This window comes from Paenibacillus sp. Soil787 (genome assembly GCF_001429545.1).
GTDB lineage: Bacteria > Bacillota > Bacilli > Paenibacillales > NBRC-103111 > Paenibacillus_E.
In genome coordinates this window covers 668016-684835 of sequence record NZ_LMSP01000001.1, presented here as the reverse complement: position 1 = coordinate 684835, position 16820 = coordinate 668016, and the positions used below count along the sequence as shown (strand labels likewise).

General features: G+C 45.6%; 11 protein-coding genes. All 11 read right to left on the bottom strand.

What is annotated here, in order from left to right:
- Positions 1-531 precede the first annotated feature (531 nt).
- A complete protein-coding gene (gene solA, locus ASG93_RS02685) occupies positions 532-1674 on the bottom strand; it encodes an N-methyl-L-tryptophan oxidase (RefSeq protein WP_056828551.1) in 1143 nt (380 codons plus the stop codon).
- A gap of 23 nt (positions 1675-1697) precedes the next feature.
- Entirely contained in the window at positions 1698-2321 is a 624-nt protein-coding gene (locus ASG93_RS02680; protein WP_056828549.1) for a HutD family protein, read from the bottom strand.
- Between the two features lie 85 nt (positions 2322-2406).
- Positions 2407-3690: an NADP-dependent malic enzyme gene (locus tag ASG93_RS02675; protein ID WP_056828547.1), complete on the bottom strand. Its 1284-nt coding sequence runs from the start codon at positions 3688-3690 to the stop codon at positions 2407-2409.
- A gap of 39 nt (positions 3691-3729) precedes the next feature.
- Positions 3730-5010: a Glu/Leu/Phe/Val family dehydrogenase gene (locus ASG93_RS02670; RefSeq protein ID WP_056828545.1), complete on the bottom strand. Its 1281-nt coding sequence runs from the start codon at positions 5008-5010 to the stop codon at positions 3730-3732.
- A gap of 30 nt (positions 5011-5040) precedes the next feature.
- On the bottom strand, positions 5041-6324 hold the full coding sequence (gene hutI, locus ASG93_RS02665; RefSeq protein WP_056828543.1) for an imidazolonepropionase: 1284 nt from the start codon (positions 6322-6324) through the stop codon (positions 5041-5043).
- A gap of 79 nt (positions 6325-6403) precedes the next feature.
- The gene (gene hutU, locus ASG93_RS02660) at positions 6404-8068 is read right to left on the bottom strand and encodes a urocanate hydratase (protein WP_056828541.1); all 1665 of its coding nucleotides are present in this window, start codon (positions 8066-8068) and stop codon (positions 6404-6406) included.
- Between the two features lie 30 nt (positions 8069-8098).
- Positions 8099-9067: an agmatinase family protein gene (locus ASG93_RS02655; RefSeq protein WP_056828540.1), complete on the bottom strand. Its 969-nt coding sequence runs from the start codon at positions 9065-9067 to the stop codon at positions 8099-8101.
- 205 nt (positions 9068-9272) lie between these two features.
- Positions 9273-10466: a helix-turn-helix domain-containing protein gene (locus tag ASG93_RS02650; RefSeq protein ID WP_056828538.1), complete on the bottom strand. Its 1194-nt coding sequence runs from the start codon at positions 10464-10466 to the stop codon at positions 9273-9275.
- A 77-nt stretch (positions 10467-10543) separates the two neighbouring features.
- Entirely contained in the window at positions 10544-12103 is a 1560-nt protein-coding gene (gene hutH / locus ASG93_RS02645) for a histidine ammonia-lyase (protein WP_056828536.1), read from the bottom strand.
- A 98-nt stretch (positions 12104-12201) separates the two neighbouring features.
- A complete protein-coding gene (locus ASG93_RS02640) occupies positions 12202-13533 on the bottom strand; it encodes an MFS transporter (RefSeq protein ID WP_056828533.1) in 1332 nt (443 codons plus the stop codon).
- Between the two features lie 531 nt (positions 13534-14064).
- Positions 14065-16740 (bottom strand): glycosyl hydrolase-related protein, encoded by a 2676-nt coding sequence (locus ASG93_RS02635; protein ID WP_056828531.1) that lies wholly within the window; start codon positions 16738-16740, stop codon positions 14065-14067.
- Positions 16741-16820: the final 80 nt, after the last annotated feature.

Genomic DNA, 16820 nt, shown 5'->3' with positions numbered 1-16820 from the left:
GGCTCAAATCACTTGTGTGTGCCGCTCATTATGTATGATTTTTCGCATACATTTTGTGGTCTCCCGCAGAATTTCCGAAGTTATGAACAGTTAATCGACAGGCTCAAAAACGCGCTTACAGCGGGAGTCCCCGAGCCGATGCTCGTCGGCAGTGTCGGAGAGGTCGGAAATCGACTTCTCAGCTGACCGTCCTTACTGATTAAGTGCCGAAAACGCGCTTAATCGTGTTTCCCCGAACAAATAAGCGCGAAAAACGCGCTTACAGCAGCAGCTCCCCGAGCCGAAGCTCGCCGACGGTGTCGGAGAGGTCTGAAATCGACTTCTCAGCTGACCGTCCTTACTGATTAAGTGCGTAAAACACGCTTAATCATCCTGCCTCGAACAGATAAGCGCGAAAAACGCACTTACAGCAGCAGCTCCCCGAGCCGATGCTCGCCGACGGTGTCGGGGAGGTCGGAAATCGACTTCTCCGCTGACCGTCCTTTTCTTTTTGTAAGATATCTAGCACAAAACTAGCGAGGACTCATTCTGTTAATACCCGTTCTTAAAACGGTTCATTGAAAATAAAGAAATGTCATGCTCACTTTTGCCTTTTGTAATTAGCTGGCATAAGATTTCCCCGACTACACTGCTGAACTTAAACCCGTGGCCGGAAAATCCAGCAGCAAAGGCGATATGCGGATACTCTGGATGTGTATCTATGATGAAATTTTCATCGGGAGTAAGGGTGTAAGTGCAGGTTTTTCCCTTGCGCAGCTTCGTATTGGCAAGAGGCATAAACCGGCTTAAAAACATTCTTAAGTCTTCTTCATCCTCCTGCAGTGCCCCAAACTCGGGAATTGCTTCATCCGGATTAATCCGAAGTCCCCCATCATGACGTCCTACCTTAAGACCAGCTCCCCCCATGCTGGGAAAACCGTAATAATGTCCCAAGGAGGTTTCAAACGTAAACGCCGGAAACTGTTCCTCTCCGAATAAAAAGTCATCTGCTTCAAACCAGGCAAAGGTTTTTCTTTTGGTAACAAGCGGTGGATGGATATTCATAAGAGGAAGCAGCTTCGAAGACCAAGCCCCTGCTGTAACGATTAGGGCGCGTCCTGTATAACTTTCATTGGCTGTTTGGACCGTCACCCCGGCAGAATCAATAGACAACTCTTGTACGGATGTATTCGTTAAGATAGTAACTTGATGATGCTCCAACAGTTCCCGATAAGCACGAATACATTCCTCGCTTTTAAGCACGCCTGAATCCGATTCGAAGCAGCCCACGTAGCCATCTGGAAGCGAAATGCCAGGCCATACAGTATGAATTTTACTGGAATCCACAGTTTGTAGCGGAAGTGAATAGGCTTCGGAGCTAGAAACAACTTGTTGTAGAAAGGTTGAATCACGAGTGCCTACATTCAGCACCCCGGTTTGGCAGAACAGTTTTCTTCCCGACTCTCGCTCCAAATCAAACCAAAGCTGCTGGGCTCTGAGGGCTAGCGGGACATAGCTCGTCCCTTCGCCATAGGCATGCCGGATGATACGGGTATCGCCGTGATGTGCCCCGCGATCGTGCGGAGGGTTAAATGAATCCAGCAGCAAAACACTTTTCCCCTCCAGAGACAAGTAATAGCCTGCAGCCATCCCCATCGAACCGGCACCAACAATGATTACGTCATAGTTCATCATTCCATCACTTCCTCAGAAAAAATTCAACTCACAATACTGGCACGAATGACATATGCTGCAGATTCATTACCAGAATGGCTTATCCTAATATTCACCTTATCTAGTGATGCTTTCCATGATAATACGCAGAAGTCGCCTTTCTCTAACCTTAGAGACTGATCTTCATTAATACTAACGTTTATTCGGCCATCCGAACAATAAAAAGCTTCTGTTACTAGTGAAAATTCCACATCATCCTTGTGACATTCGATCTCATATGAAGTTCCTTCTTTGATCAATAAAGCTTCTAGTTCTCCCCGGCATCCCGCCGCTGTGATGAGATTGAAGTCTGTTACCTTCCCCATACTCCGAGTGACCCATCCTCCGCTAAAGCTCTCCTGCTCGTAGGGCTTTACCCCCACCTGATGTGATCCTTCATATTCGAGAATCACCTCTCCCTCTATAATCATAAGCTTTCTCCAAAAATCAGGAAGGCAGGTAAACAAAGAATGCTCATCATGAATGCGGGCCGTGCTGATTCTCCATAAAAAATTTCGTTTATTATACTCCGCGTGTTCAGGATATATGGCTAGCTGTGTTGTTGTTCCCCCCGACCAAGTGGTCGTTATTTGCATATGCTTCTTAATGACTTTGACTGAATAAGACATGTAAGCATCTCCTTGAAATTATCCATAACCGAATGAAAAAAGGACCTGGAAAAACCAAGTCCCGCATAACTAGTCCGAACAATGCCTACTCTTCCTTTGTCATGTCAGCGTACCAAGAAAAATACGAACCTACCGCATCGTTTTTGCGGATCCGTTTCTTTGTTCTATCCTTAACCTCTTCCGCATTGATGTATAATCTTGCGCACCCCGTATCCATAGCTGCTTGAGCAACCGCAGCAGCCACATTCGGAGCAATCATCGGTTCAAAAGGATGAGGAATTACATAGTCCCGATTTAACTTATCTGCTGGAACCAAACCGGCAATGGCGTACACAGCGGCTAGTTTCATTGCCTCATTAATCTCTCTAGCACGTACATCTAGTACGCCGCGAAAAATGCCAGGAAACGCCAATACATTGTTGATTTGGTTGGGAAAATCAGAGCGTCCTGTGCCAATGATCGCAGCTCCGGCGGCTTTCGCTTCCTCCGGCATAATCTCCGGTACCGGATTCGCTAAGGCAAATATGATGGAATCTCGATTCATGGAACTGACCATTTCTTTCGTAAGCGCCCCCGCCGCGGAAACACCAATGAAAACATCGGCTCCTCTCACTGCATCGGCTAGCTTACCTGTTAGACGATCTTTATTCGTCATCCGTGCTATTTCCAGCTTGAATGGATTCATGCCTTCTTGTCTTTCTTCATAGATAATACCTTTCGTATCGCATACGATGATATCCTTAGCACCCATATGGCCCAGAAGCTTCATGGCCGCTATGCCGGCTGCCCCTGCCCCATTAATGACCACACGAATTTGATCCATCGTTTTGTCGACTAATTGGAGAGCGTTGATTAATCCAGCCGCAATGACTATAGCCGTACCATGCTGATCATCATGGAAAACAGGAATAGCGCATTCCTTTTTCAACCTCTCTTCAATTTCAAAACAATCCGGGGCTGCGATGTCTTCTAAATTAATTCCGCCGAATGAAGGTGAAAGCTGCTTAACTGTCTCAATCACTTTCTCTTTATCCAACGCATCTAAACAGATCGGAATCGCATCGACACCGGCAAATACTTTGAAAAGCAAAGCCTTTCCCTCCATCACCGGCATAGCCGCATGCGGACCGATATTTCCCAAACCGAGTACAGCCGTTCCATTGGTAACAACGGCAACCAGGTTTCCTTTCATCGTATATTCGTATACTTTATCTTTTTCAATAAAAATCTCTTTACAAGGCTCTGCAACTCCCGGGGAGTAGGCAAGACTCAAATCACGGACAGTGCCTACCGGAACCTTGGCGAGAATCTCCAGCTTTCCGGTATACTTTTTATGCATGTGAAGAGCATCTTCACGTAACTTGTTCATGATTCATCACCTTCCAAGGCATTTTGTTCAGAGCATAGATTAGATCCAGCCGCGCCATTTGATCGCTTCGACCATTCGCTTTAAACCAACGATATAGGCCGCCAATCTCATGTCGATTTGCTTCTGCAAGGATAACTGATAGACGTTGTTAAATGATTTTTTCAATATTTGCTGAAGCTTTTCATTCACTTCTTCTTCATTCCAATAATATCCTTGATTGTTTTGGACCCATTCAAAGTACGATACGATGACCCCGCCAGAGCTGGCAAGCACGTCTGGAACGATCAAAACGCCTTTATTGGTCAAAATTTCAGTAGCCTTCAAAGTCGTCGGTCCGTTAGCCGCTTCCACCAAAATCTTTGCCTTAATGTCAGCCGCATTGTCTTCAGTGATCTGGTTTTCAATCGCAGCCGGCACTAAAATATCACAGTCTTGGATTAACAGCTCTTGGTTCGAGATGGCATTCGGGAACAAATTCGTCACCGTTCCGAAAGAATCCCGTCGATCTAATAAATACTGCACGTCCAAGCCTTCAGGATCATAGAGCGCCCCTAGCGCATCCGAAATGCCTACCACTTTGGCTCCAGCCTCGTGTAGGAACTGAGCAAGAAAGCTGCCTGCATTGCCAAAGCCTTGGATAATGACGCGCGCGCCTTCAATCGGAATCCCAGCAACATGAGCCGCTTCTCTAAGCAACAGCACTACGCCCATGGCGGTAGATGATTCTCTTCCAATCGATCCTCCCAAGACGAGCGGCTTGCCGGTAATAAAACCTGGCGAATCGAATTCCCGAATCCGGCTGTATTCATCCATCATCCACGCCATAATTTGTGAATTCGTGAACACGTCCGGCGCCGGAATATCCTTGGTCGGCCCGACAAGCTGGCTGATTGCCCGTACGTAACCACGGCTTAACCGTTCCAACTCGCCGAAGGACAGCGTGCGCGGATCACACTGAATCCCGCCTTTGCCTCCGCCGTAAGGCAGATCGGCAATGCCGCATTTGATGGTCATCCACATGGAAAGAGCCTTCACTTCGTCTTCAGTGACCCCGGGATGGAAGCGAATACCCCCCTTTGTCGGTCCAACCGCATCATTATGCTGCGCGCGGTACCCTGTGAATACCTTTACCGAACCGTCGTCCATTTTCGCAGGAATGCGTACGGTTAGCAAGCGAAGCGGTTCCTTTAGCAATTCGTAAAGGGATTCTGCACATCCCATTTTATCTAGAGCAGCTTGGATAACAAGCTGCGTTCTGTTCAAAACATTCAAGCTTTCCGCTTGCACAGGCTTCTCTTTTACTTCCGTCGGAGCTTCCATGCTGATCCCCCCCAAGTCTTAGTACACCTTTTAATGAATCCGATTGCCGTCCGAGACGACCATTTTTCCTTGCTTGAATACGGAATGAACATGGTTGATCCCGAAGTGATAAGGCAGATAGGCCAAGTTATCCGCATTGAAAATAACCAAATCGGCCTGTTTGCCCGCTTCCAAACTGCCTATGGTAGCCGCTTTTCCGATCGCGTGAGCCGCATTGATCGTCACAGCCGTCAGGACTTCCTCTGGCGACATCCCTAAATTCAGATAGCCCAGCGTCATGACGAGCTGTATAGATTCCGTTGGCGAACTCCCTGGATTATAATCCGTGGACAAAGCAACGGGGAGTCCAATTTCAATCATCTTACGTGCACGAGCGTGATGCTTCAGCCTTAAATTAAAAGAAGTAGCTGGCAGACAGACGGCAATGACGCCGGCACTTTGCATCGCTTCCAACCCTTCGTCCGATGCGGCAATCAAATGCTCAGCAGATGTGCAGCCGAGTTTACCGGCAAGCTGCGCGCCGCCCATCGGCTCGATTTCGTCCGCATGGATTTTCAGACCGAAGCCCATCGCTTTTGCGGCCAACAGGATTTGCTCCGATTCTTCTACGGAGAATACGCCGTGCTCACAAAACACATCGCAAAATTCAGCAAGTCCCTGACGTTTCACTTCGGGGAGCATTTCTTCAATGAGTAGCTGAACGAATTCTTGTGACCGACCCTTATATTCTTCCGGCACCATATGAGCACCCATGAACGTAGACACCAGATCAACCGGATGTTCCTGATTGAGTTTGCGAGTGACTCGGAGCTGCTTAAGCTCATCCTCCAGCGTTAGACCATATCCGCTCTTGGCTTCTGCTGTGGTAACCCCATAAGAAAGCATCGTATCCAAGCTTTTTTTAGCCTTTACGTACAACTCATCCTCCGAAGCCTGACGGGTTGAACGGACTGTGCTGAGAATCCCGCCGCCTTGAGCCAAAATTTCTAAATAAGAAGCGCCTTTCAGCTTTAAGGCTAATTCATTCTCTCGAGAGCCGCCGTGAACCAAATGCGTATGAGGGTCAATAAGTCCAGGGGTAACAAGCTTACCCTCAGCATCATACTTAGAAGTTACCGGCCGTTCACCGATTTGAGCCAAAACTTCATCTTCCGATCCCGCTGCAACAATGATACCGTCTGTGATTGCCACAGCTCCTCTTCGAACTGCTGCAACCTCTGACATTTCATCGCCTCGGCGCGGTTCCTGAGTTCCTTGCATCGTGATCAGCGTACCAATGTTATGGATCAGCAGGTCAATCCGATTGTTCTCCATCGTTTCTCCCCCTCGAAATACAGCAAGCCCGATCGGGCTTGCTGCGAGTTTTCATCATTCTTTTATATATTCAGAACCTTTAGATACCCATCATCGGTACGCGAACGCCGCGTTCCTTCGCCGTTTGAATGGCAATGTCATAACCCGCATCTGCGTGACGGATGACGCCCATTCCAGGGTCTGTGTTCAAGACACGAGCTAATCTTTCATCCGCTTCTTTGGAACCGTCCGCAACAACAACCATACCTGCGTGCAGGGAGTAACCCATGCCTACTCCGCCGCCATGATGGACGGAAACCCAGCTCGCACCGGATGCTGTATTCACAAGAGCATTCAAGATAGCCCAGTCGCCAACTACATCGCTGCCGTCCTTCATGGACTCAGTCTCACGGTTTGGCGAAGCCACGGAACCGCAATCCAGGTGATCACGTCCGATAACGATCGGCGCGGATAATTCTCCATTGCGTACCATTTCGTTAATCGCCAGACCCATCTTGGCCCGTTCCCCGTACCCTAACCAGCAAATACGAGCTGGCAAACCTTGGAATGCGACTTTTTCTCTAGCCAATTCGATCCATTTACGCAGATGCGCATTTTCTGGGAACAGTTTCAATGCAAGTTCATCGGTTTTATAGATATCCTCCGGATTACCGGACAATGCTGCCCAGCGGAACGGTCCTTTCCCTTCGCAGAAGAGCGGACGAATATAAGCCGGAACAAATCCAGGGAAATTAAAGGCATCCTTAACCCCTTCATCCAGAGCCACTTGACGGATGTTGTTACCATAATCAAATACGGTTGACCCCAGCTTTTGAAGATCAAGCATCGCCTGAACATGGTCAGCCATCGACTTTTTGGACAGCTTCACATACTGCGTTGGATCGTTTTTACGCAAGTCAGCCGCAGCTTCCAATGAATAACCGACCGGCACATAGCCGTTAAGCGGATCGTGAGCCGAAGTTTGATCGGTTACGAAATCAGGCACAATTCCTCGTTTCACAAATTCCGCGAACACCTCTGCAGCGTTTCCTACTAGCCCAATAGCGAGCGCTCTCCCCTCAGCTTTCGCTTCGTTCGCAAGCTTCAACGCTTCATCCAGATCGTAAACCATGACGTCGCAATAACGAGTGTCGATTCTGCGTTGAATACGAGTCGGATCTACGTCTACACCTATGACTACGCCTTCGTTCATCGTTACAGCGAGAGGTTGAGCGCCGCCCATACCGCCAAGTCCTGCCGTTAATGTCAGAGTACCTCTTAAAGTGCCTCCCGAATGCTGCCTAGCTGCCTCAGCGAAGGTCTCATACGTACCTTGCAAAATGCCTTGCGTTCCGATATAAATCCAGCTGCCAGCCGTCATTTGACCGTACATCATAAGTCCCTGTTTATCGAGTTCATGGAACGTTTCCCAGTTGGCATAGGCCGGAACAATCACCGAGTTGGAGATGAGAACACGCGGCGCATGCGAATGCGTTCTGAATACACCAACCGGTTTCCCGGATTGTACTAGCAGCGTTTCATCCTCTTCCAGGTTCGTTAAACATTCTACGATCTTGTCATAAGATTCCCAGTTCCGTGCCGCTTTCCCAATTCCGCCGTAGACAACAAGATCTTCCGGACGTTCTGCTACATCAGGGTCCAGGTTGTTCATCAACATGCGCAGGACAGCTTCTTGCTGCCAACCTTTTGCTGTAAGTTTCGTTCCGTGTGCTGCTCGAATTGTACGTTTGTTAGTTTGTTCCATGAATAGTCACTCCTCTATGTTGTGTTTAAATTAAATTCGTTTCATATATCCCGTCAAGAAAGTCAAGATAACATGCAAGGTAGTCCTGACCGTTGCTCTGCGGGGATCCTGCATAGGATCTACACAAACAATATCAAAGCCTCGGACCTTAGGATGCTGTCCTAATAGGAATACAGCTTCCAGCAACTGCCATGAGGTCATTCCGGCTGGAACGAGCGCTGGCACACCAGGTGCATAAGCTTGATCAAGTACATCCATGTCAACCGTTACATAAATCGCATCCGTCCCGTCACCGGCAACCTCCAGCGCCTTTTCCACCAAAGCTTCGATTCCTTCTTTGGCTACCTGACGCGCCGTGTATTGAGTAATTCCTTGCTCCATCGCATATTCATGATATGCTCTTGAATTCGCGAAGCTGTGAAGTCCGATTTGCGCAATATGGCGGCCGCAGACCGTCCCCGATTCGATCAACCCGCGGATTGGCGTTCCATTGGAAGGACCTCCGTCCTCCAGATTTCGGACATCCATATGGGAGTCAAGCTGAACGATGCCTACCTTTCCACCAACATGGTGCTTAAACGCTTTCACTGAGGGGCAAGTAATGGAATGATCACCGCCAGCAATAATCGGGAACAAATGAGGCATGGCTGCGTAAATGTTCTTCAGTCCTTGTTCGATATTGGCATGACAGCGCAGCAGATCCGTCACATGCATTTGAATATCACCAAGATCACGTGCCTGCAATTCCTGCAAATCGACACCGTGGTCGATACTGTACGTCGTGACATTTGCAAACAATTCGCGCAGGGCATTCGGTGTCATCGAAGCGCCTGAAATACTGATTGACGTCTTAGAAAGCGGAACGCCGATGAAACCGACTTGGACTTCTTCCTCGCCTTCCCAAGGGGTCAACCACTGGGATACCTTGGTCTCGAATCGATCCCGCCAATTGGACTGTCGTACGAATTCTGGCGGATTCAGCAGTTCAATTTGTCTCAAAGCTGCTTCCCTCCTGTAGGTTGATGAAATAAAGTTTGTTTGTTTCTATGTTTACATCTTACTTAAAAAAAAGGCATCTGAATCTAGCCAAATTTGCGGAAAGATAGCACAATATTACGCTTTAATCTAGAAGTGAATATTTGTTTGAAAACGCTTAAAAGCCAACCCCTGGGCGGATTGGCTTTAAGTTTCTATTGCTATAACACTAGCACTGGGCCGATGACCGATAGTCCGTCGGGCTGCACCCCATAATCATTTTAAATTTCCTTGCAAAATAGTTCGCATCCTGAAAACCGACTCGCGCAGCAATCTCTTGCATGGTTAATTCCGTTTTCTCTAACAAATAAACCGCCTTCTCAATACGAACTTTATTTAGAAAGTCGACAAAGCTTAAACCCGCTTCTTTTTTGAATATATGGGCAAAATAATGGGTGCTTAAGTAACAATGCTGGGCAATTTCTTTTAATAACAATTTGTCTTGATGATGTTCTCTTATATAAACAATGGCGGATCGTACAATGGGGGACACCTCTAAAGCATGATCGTCCGATACTTGCTTGGCTAACTTCCTCCAGTATGCGCACAGCTTTTTAACAAATTTGTCATAGCGAATGGTACTGTACAAATCTTGAAGCATTCGCGCATTTTCAGATAAAATTTCAGAAGCATTACCTCCTAAGTCGACAACCATTCTTGACAAAGAAAGTACTAGATCATAAGCTTCCGACTTAAATAGATCAATATTATGCTTATACGATTGGGAAAGATTTTCTAATAACTCGACCAAATAAGCAATCGAGCCTTCTTCATCGCCGATCCGGACACGTGACAGCAATTCGATTTTCTCTTCTTGGGTCACCGGCTTTGCACGGTCTTCCTGAATGCTTCTTTGTCCTTCATATTGAAAAATCATCCGGTTTCCTTGAAAGAAACGGTCGATCAATGATTCTTTGGCTTCGCTGTAGGAAAGATGAAGCTTGTAAGGATCTTCATAATAGGTGCCAATTCCGGCTGAAACGGAAAAGCCCTTCGTATCCACGAAGTTTTGAATTTTCCGGACCATGCCATACGTAATTTGCTTATAAGTCGGTTCTACGGGCTGAATCGATTGGAGTTCCAATAATACGGCTAACACGCCTTCTCCCACCCATACCCACAAGAATGGCAAGGTGATACTTTCAAAAATGGCTTCCACCAGCACTTGCCCGATCTCAATACTCCATTGCAATGACTTGTCCAAAGCCAAATCGGTATAACGGTCTATGGACAAAACGATAACGACTTGGGGCCGCGGTTCGATGCCAAGCCGCTCACGCATTTCTTCAAAATCCGCTTCATGGATTAACGTCCCGGATATGAGAAGCTGCGAAAAGGAGGCTTGAGCCGTATCCAATTTCATTGTCTATTCACCTCCCCTACCTTAAAAAAGGAAGCCGCTTTGCTCCTAAACTTCAGAGAAAACTGCTTCCATTTATTTTATTCTATTTCACCTATCATGTCTTCAACAACCTTAACGATGTCGCCCTCATGAATTTGATGATAGATCGTCACGATGTCCGGATAGAAAAAGCGGTCTTCCTCCACCGTTGGCACTTGCATTCGTATCAGGTTATAGACCCCCTCAATAACTGGAGAAGATTTCATCGGACGATGAAAATCGAGTGCTTGTACAGCCGTCATTAATTCAATCGCCAAAATATACGACAGCTTCTTCGAAATCTGATAGGCTTTCTTCGAGGCCGCATACGCGAAACTGACAACATCTTCTTGATTGGCGCTAGTGGGAACACTTTCTACGGAGGCTGGATGAGAAAGAATCCTGATTTCCCCGAGCAGCCCAACAGCTGTATATTGAGGAATCATATATCCATTGTTTAATCCCGGATTTCTCACTAAATAACTAGGCATCTCGCTCAGGTGAAAATTCACTAATCGATCGATTCGTCTCTCCGCTATTTTTCCCAAATTACCCATGGCTATACACATGATATCTGCCTGGATGCCGACATAAGTGCCGTCAAAATTGCCTCCCATTAAGGCAATCCCGTCGTCTTCCTCGGGAACAATAACAGGATTATCACTTACAGAGTTAAGCTCATTATTAATGGTGTAGGCGGCATCCTTCAAATTTCTTTTAGAAGCTCCATGAACCTGAGGGATGCATCTTAAACTTAAAGCATCCTGCACGCGATAGTTTTTATACGTTTCGGCAATTTCACTGTCTTTAAGGATTCGCAATAAATTTTGTGCCGTCTTGGCCTGCTCCTCATGTTGTTTTAAAGCATGGAGCCTTGGATCGAAGGCATGAATCGTACCTTTTAAAGCTTCGAATGATATTGCGCCCGCAATATCAGCTGTTTTCACCGCTTGAATGGCATTAAATAGGGTTAATATGGCCATAGCTGTGACAGATGACGACCCGTTAGTCAGCGCCAGCCCTTCTTTACAGCTTAATGTCGCAGGGGTTAACCCTGCTCTCTCGAGCGCCTCTCTGCCTGGAAGGAGTTCCTCCTTGTGCCAAGCTTTGCCCTCCCCAATTAGCACTAACGCCATATGTGCTTCCGGGGCAAGATACCCGACGGATCCATCGCCTGGAGCAAACGGCGTGACTCCTTGATTTAAGAGCGATGCTATGAGCTCTAGCAGTTCTAATCGGACGCCGGAATAGCCACGCCCCAAATGAATAAGCATCATAAGTTGAATAGCTCTGACAACTTCTTTCTCCAGTGGATCGCCTACGGAAACCGCATGAGATCTAACAATGTTGCGCTGCAGGGTTTCGGCATCTTCGGTTGAGATGATCTCTGTCACATTGCTCCCGAAGCCAGTCGTTACGCCATAAATGATGCGGTTTTCGTTTAAAAATTTCTCGATAAGCTGTCTGGATTGCTTGACGCGATCGCAGTAGCTTTGTGAAAAAGATACTCTTGCCCCATAACGGGCCACAGCAACAAATTCGGAAATAGAGATCGGATGATCGCCAAGAATCACTTTATTTATGTCTTTAGGATGGATGGGAGCAGCAGCAATTTTCATGAAAAACATCTCCTTTAAAACCAATACATACTAGGGAATAGATGTCGGTTAAATAATGCATACAAGAGATGTCTGAAGACATCTCTTGTAAAAGTTTTTTAATGATATTGGATGTCATCATCCAGGGCAAGTGATTTCGTCTCCGGCGCCCAGGCAATGGAAACAATGGTCCCGATCAGCAGAACTATTGTCATACCAATCATAGAAGGGGTTAGTCCCATGGAATTAATTGTTACCGGCAACAGAAATGTTCCAACTGCCGAACCGATGCGGCTTATTGCAGTCACGACACCGACACCAGATCCCCGGATTTCGGTTGGAAAGAGCTCGGCTGGATATACTAAGGTAAGATTGGAAGCGGCTGACATGACGAAGGTAAATAAACAAAAGATCGTAATAGCCACGATGTGTGAACCAGCAGGTAAAAGTGTAAGCGCAAGCAAGGAGATTGTAAGAATAATAAACGTGTTAATCGTAAAGCTTCTGCGCGAATATTTCTCGGTAAACCACAGACCGGCAATCGAACCGACAAGCAGGAATAAATTTAAAATCGTGTCCATAAGGAACGTCTCTTCAAATCCCATTTTAGCTAAAATATCCGGTAGGAACGTATAAATTGCGAAATAGGGAAGCACTTGACAGACATAGAAGAGACCGCCAAATGCCGTACGCTTCCAAAGCTGTTTTCCGAAAAGGTCTTGAAACCGGTACGTTTTGGAGGTATGATCCAAACGCGTTTCATCAAGCTCCGCAAGTGGACCGATATGCTTCTTCACGATTTCCCTTGCTTCCTCCATACGCCCCATGCTAATGAGCCATCTTGGGGATTCAGGTGTTCCGATCCGCATTAGAAGAACGATTACTGCCGGGATAGCCGCACTTGCGAGCATCCACCGCCAGGAATCCGGGCCGGTCTTTAGCAGATAATAACCGACAAGGTTTGATACCACATATCCGACAGTCCACATAACATTTAGGAAGGAGAGTAAAAAGCCCCGATGCTTTCTAGGTGCAAACTCGGCAAGCAGCGTCGACCCAATCGCGTAATCGCCACCCAATGCAAAACCAATCAATATACGCAGGATGAACAGAATCGTAGGATCTTGTACAAAAAATTGTAAGAAAGATGCTAAAGCAATGACTACGAAATTAGCAAGGAAGATTTTCTGTCTGCCTATTCGGTCGGATAATCCTCCGAGGAGCAGACTGCCGAAAAAGAGTCCGATCAACGCTGAACTTCCTATTAATCCACTCCAAATCGGGCTAAGGTTCATTTGAGGTCCAATCAAAGTTAGAGCCATTCCTATAATACCAAGAGCATATCCATCGGAAAAATTAGATCCAAACGTAAGCGCTGTAATTTTCAGATGAAACTTATTGAGTGGAGCATCATCAATCTTATAAGGTTTCATGGATAATTGTACGGACATTGAGTAACCCCCCGTTTTGAAAATCGAATTTTAAAATTTCTTGTCTGGTTCATCTTTTTCTACAATTTTATCAGGTTAAGAGTGAATGCGCCCCCTTCCGTAATGTTAATTAACTAGCACGATTTTGCTTTCCAATTTAGAACCAGACTGCTCTGATCCTTATGGAATGTGACGAATAAAGTGATACAATCCATTCCTTTTCTTAGTTTTCAAAGCTATTTAAGCGTTTTCAAAATAGCAATGTTCCTTTGAGATAAGCTGCTGTAAACAAAGTATAATCGCTCATTATGGATTGCGCTCTAGATAATAATTCGGATCACTAGCACAATATTGCTGGAAAGAAATGCAGCTAACAAAGTATTTGAAACAATTTGGGATTTGGGGCTGCTATAATTCATTCAGCATTCCCAATTTCACAATAAAAATAACCATACAGCAGTTGCTGAATGGTTATTTTTCAAATATAAATGAACCAGATCTGAGATGCATTCACATCGCCAGTAATGCGCCTTGCCGAAATATAGGGGGCATCTATCGGTCCGATCGGTTAAGAATTATATTGAAATAAAGCATTTGTTTTGCTTGAAGACTTATTTCAAGCGTCTCATTCCGAACGTTCTTTATTTCACTTTGTATTTCTTCTAAAGCATTTGTTTGATAGGCGGCGATTATCTTTTTGTTGGGAAAATTAAGCTGAGCATCTACGGGTTGGTCCGTACAATTACTTAGACGAATTACGATTCCCGCACCTTCCTCAGCTGGCTTTACATCGAATACCTGAACACCTTCCCCAATCACTTGAAGGAATTGGCCTGCTTCCTCCTCTTTGCAATGAATAACGGGATAGGTAAGAATTGGTGATACTGCTCTTATAGCAGACTCCATAACTTCAGCTTGTTTAAAGGATTTAAAGGTGGACAAGTAATATGTGAATGTATGATATCCAGGTTGACGCGCTCTAAAATTGGTTTCCCAGTAATTGTTCATCGGCCAAGCTAACAAGAGTGGATTGGTCTGCTTATCAATGCTTCTCTGCTCTTTACCGAAATTAAAGTCCCCCACTTGTACAAGCGGCGCATCGGAACAGACCAAAGTTACACCATGCTGATCGTCGTAGACAGAAACGCTCTTGTCAACCGTAAGATAATCCCTGCATACGCCTGGCAGCTGCTCAGCATCCAGTTCAACCCATTGTCCAGCTGTATCATAGTGGCAACGCCATTCTTGAACATTCAAAGGAATGGCAAAGTAAGTGCCTTCTGGTGTCGTTATGTCTTGTTTATAGAAGGATGCCTTCATTTCAATATCATCACGGTAACTGAAGAAAGTAAAACTCTGTTCTAAATTATCTACACCAAAGGCATCCCATTGTAAGATCAAGGTCGTGCTATTCGCGCTACGCTCAACTTTACATGACTTGAATTGGGTATAGGTTTCGCGCTTAGCCTTCCAATCATTGTTCCAGCAGCTTATGCTGTTATTACTTTTTTCAATATCTCTTGGAAATAAGGTTCTGCGATGATTCGGATGATAGAGGGGATCAATCGTCTCCTGGACATATTGGAACAAACTGTAGGGACTATTGGAGTCAAGAACCTCCCAATTCTGCCCTTTATCGTATAAACTTAAGATTCGACCTGTTGATGGATCAAACGAACACCTATGGAAAGGGGTTTCAATCAGCCCCTCCTCGATCATGACTAAACCATTCTTAGTTTTGACTGGTGAAAACGGCTCGACAAAATCCTTGATTTCACCTGGATTTATTTCAAGAGCTTCGGAATACTCAGCTTCCTGCAAAGCTTTAATTGGCAGTTTCAACCAGCTAAACGCAGGCAGTTCAACCGTACCATAGCTGACTACCGAATTATTTGACTCGTTGTTCATCAGCACTTCACGCGATCTGAGATCATAGAGATGACGTCCTTTCTCCAAGTAGCTAGAAGGAATCTTTATGTCATATTTAATAGGTACAGAAGATGGATTCACAAGCATTATCCCTTCCGGCTCTCTCGATTGTTGCGGATTGTCTGCTAATTTCTCCATTTGTGTCCCCAATAAATAGCCTGTTAAACTATTGCCTAAATAAGCATAATGCGCTTTGTGCGCCCATTGAATATCGGTATCCAATGCATTGGGATCAGCTATGGAAAACCAAACTCCCCAAGTATGCTCATCGTAGAGATTGATTTGATCCCATGCTTGTTTTTTAGCTTTCACATAAGACGCGCTGCCTTTGGCTCCAAATGCTTCTAAAAGATCTACGGCTTTCATTCCTTGCTTGGTTCGGCGATTCAACTTCGTTTCTTTCGCTGAGCTAGCTGAACCGAAGTTCCAATAATCCGTCCAGTCGCCAGCATGCGTCTGCAGACGAGTTTCCTGCTTCTTCACTTTGGCATATAATTGCTCTGGCGTAACAAAGGATAGGGTAATCTCCCTTTGTTCCTCGTTCCATACCTTAAACAATTCGGCCAGCTCTTTATCCGGAGAATTGTTATCATAGGCAGGAATATTCGTTGAGGTCAAATAAATAAAATCAAATGGGTAGTCCGGATTTGCTTCGATTTTCTCTAAATACTTGGTTAATCCTTTTGCAACATCATCGGTAGAATTATTCTCGGGATAACAGATTTGCGAAAACAGCGAATAATGCTCGCCGTTGAATGAGAGCAGCTTTCTGCCATCTGGTGCTTGCCAATGGAATGCAGAAGGGCGTGTTAGTGGAATGCCGCCCATATGAATATTAATACCCGTGATATAAAACTCTACACCGGCATCAAGTAATAATTGACTGTAAGGCCAAGGCTGACCGTTAATATCATGATTAATGGCGCATTTAATTTCACAGCCTAATCGTTCACGTAACTCTCTAATTGGATAAAGCATTCTCGTAATCTGCTCTGGCGTACAAAGCGGAGTCGTATGTAAGTAAGTAGCGGCTATACTCATTTGGCCATTAGCCAGAAATCGTTTAAAATCCGTAATCTGCTTCTCCGTTGCTAGTTCCAACCATAGTAAAACAGGATAAGTGGCTTCACAGGTCCACCGAAATTTATTCGATTCTGACCAATGCTCCGTGGACTCACATAGTAACAACGCTTGGTCAATATATTCCTTCTGCATTTCTAATAAGATCGGTTGAGCATGGGTATATCCAACATCCAAGTGACTATGATGTAAAATCAATACTTCTTTAATCTTAGACATTTCCAATATCCTCTTTTCTAAATCGAATTTAGTATACGATGCTCTTATTGTAAGCGCTTAGACTGTCCATGTATTTGCAA

Bases quoted from the DNA above. Each gene is read 5' to 3' on its own strand.
- solA (WP_056828551.1), bottom strand. From the start codon at position 1,674: ATGATGAACTATGACGTAATCATTGTTGGTGCCGGTTCGATGGGGATG.
- ASG93_RS02680 (WP_056828549.1), bottom strand. From the start codon at position 2,321: ATGTCTTATTCAGTCAAAGTCATTAAGAAGCATATGCAAATAACGACC.
- ASG93_RS02675 (WP_056828547.1), bottom strand. From the start codon at position 3,690: ATGAACAAGTTACGTGAAGATGCTCTTCACATGCATAAAAAGTATACC.
- ASG93_RS02670 (WP_056828545.1), bottom strand. From the start codon at position 5,010: ATGGAAGCTCCGACGGAAGTAAAAGAGAAGCCTGTGCAAGCGGAAAGC.
- hutI (WP_056828543.1), bottom strand. From the start codon at position 6,324: ATGGAGAACAATCGGATTGACCTGCTGATCCATAACATTGGTACGCTG.
- hutU (WP_056828541.1), bottom strand. From the start codon at position 8,068: ATGGAACAAACTAACAAACGTACAATTCGAGCAGCACACGGAACGAAA.
- ASG93_RS02650 (WP_056828538.1), bottom strand. From the start codon at position 10,466: ATGAAATTGGATACGGCTCAAGCCTCCTTTTCGCAGCTTCTCATATCC.
- hutH (WP_056828536.1), bottom strand. From the start codon at position 12,103: ATGAAAATTGCTGCTGCTCCCATCCATCCTAAAGACATAAATAAAGTG.
- ASG93_RS02640 (WP_056828533.1), bottom strand. From the start codon at position 13,533: ATGTCCGTACAATTATCCATGAAACCTTATAAGATTGATGATGCTCCA.
- ASG93_RS02635 (WP_056828531.1), bottom strand. From the start codon at position 16,740: ATGTCTAAGATTAAAGAAGTATTGATTTTACATCATAGTCACTTGGAT.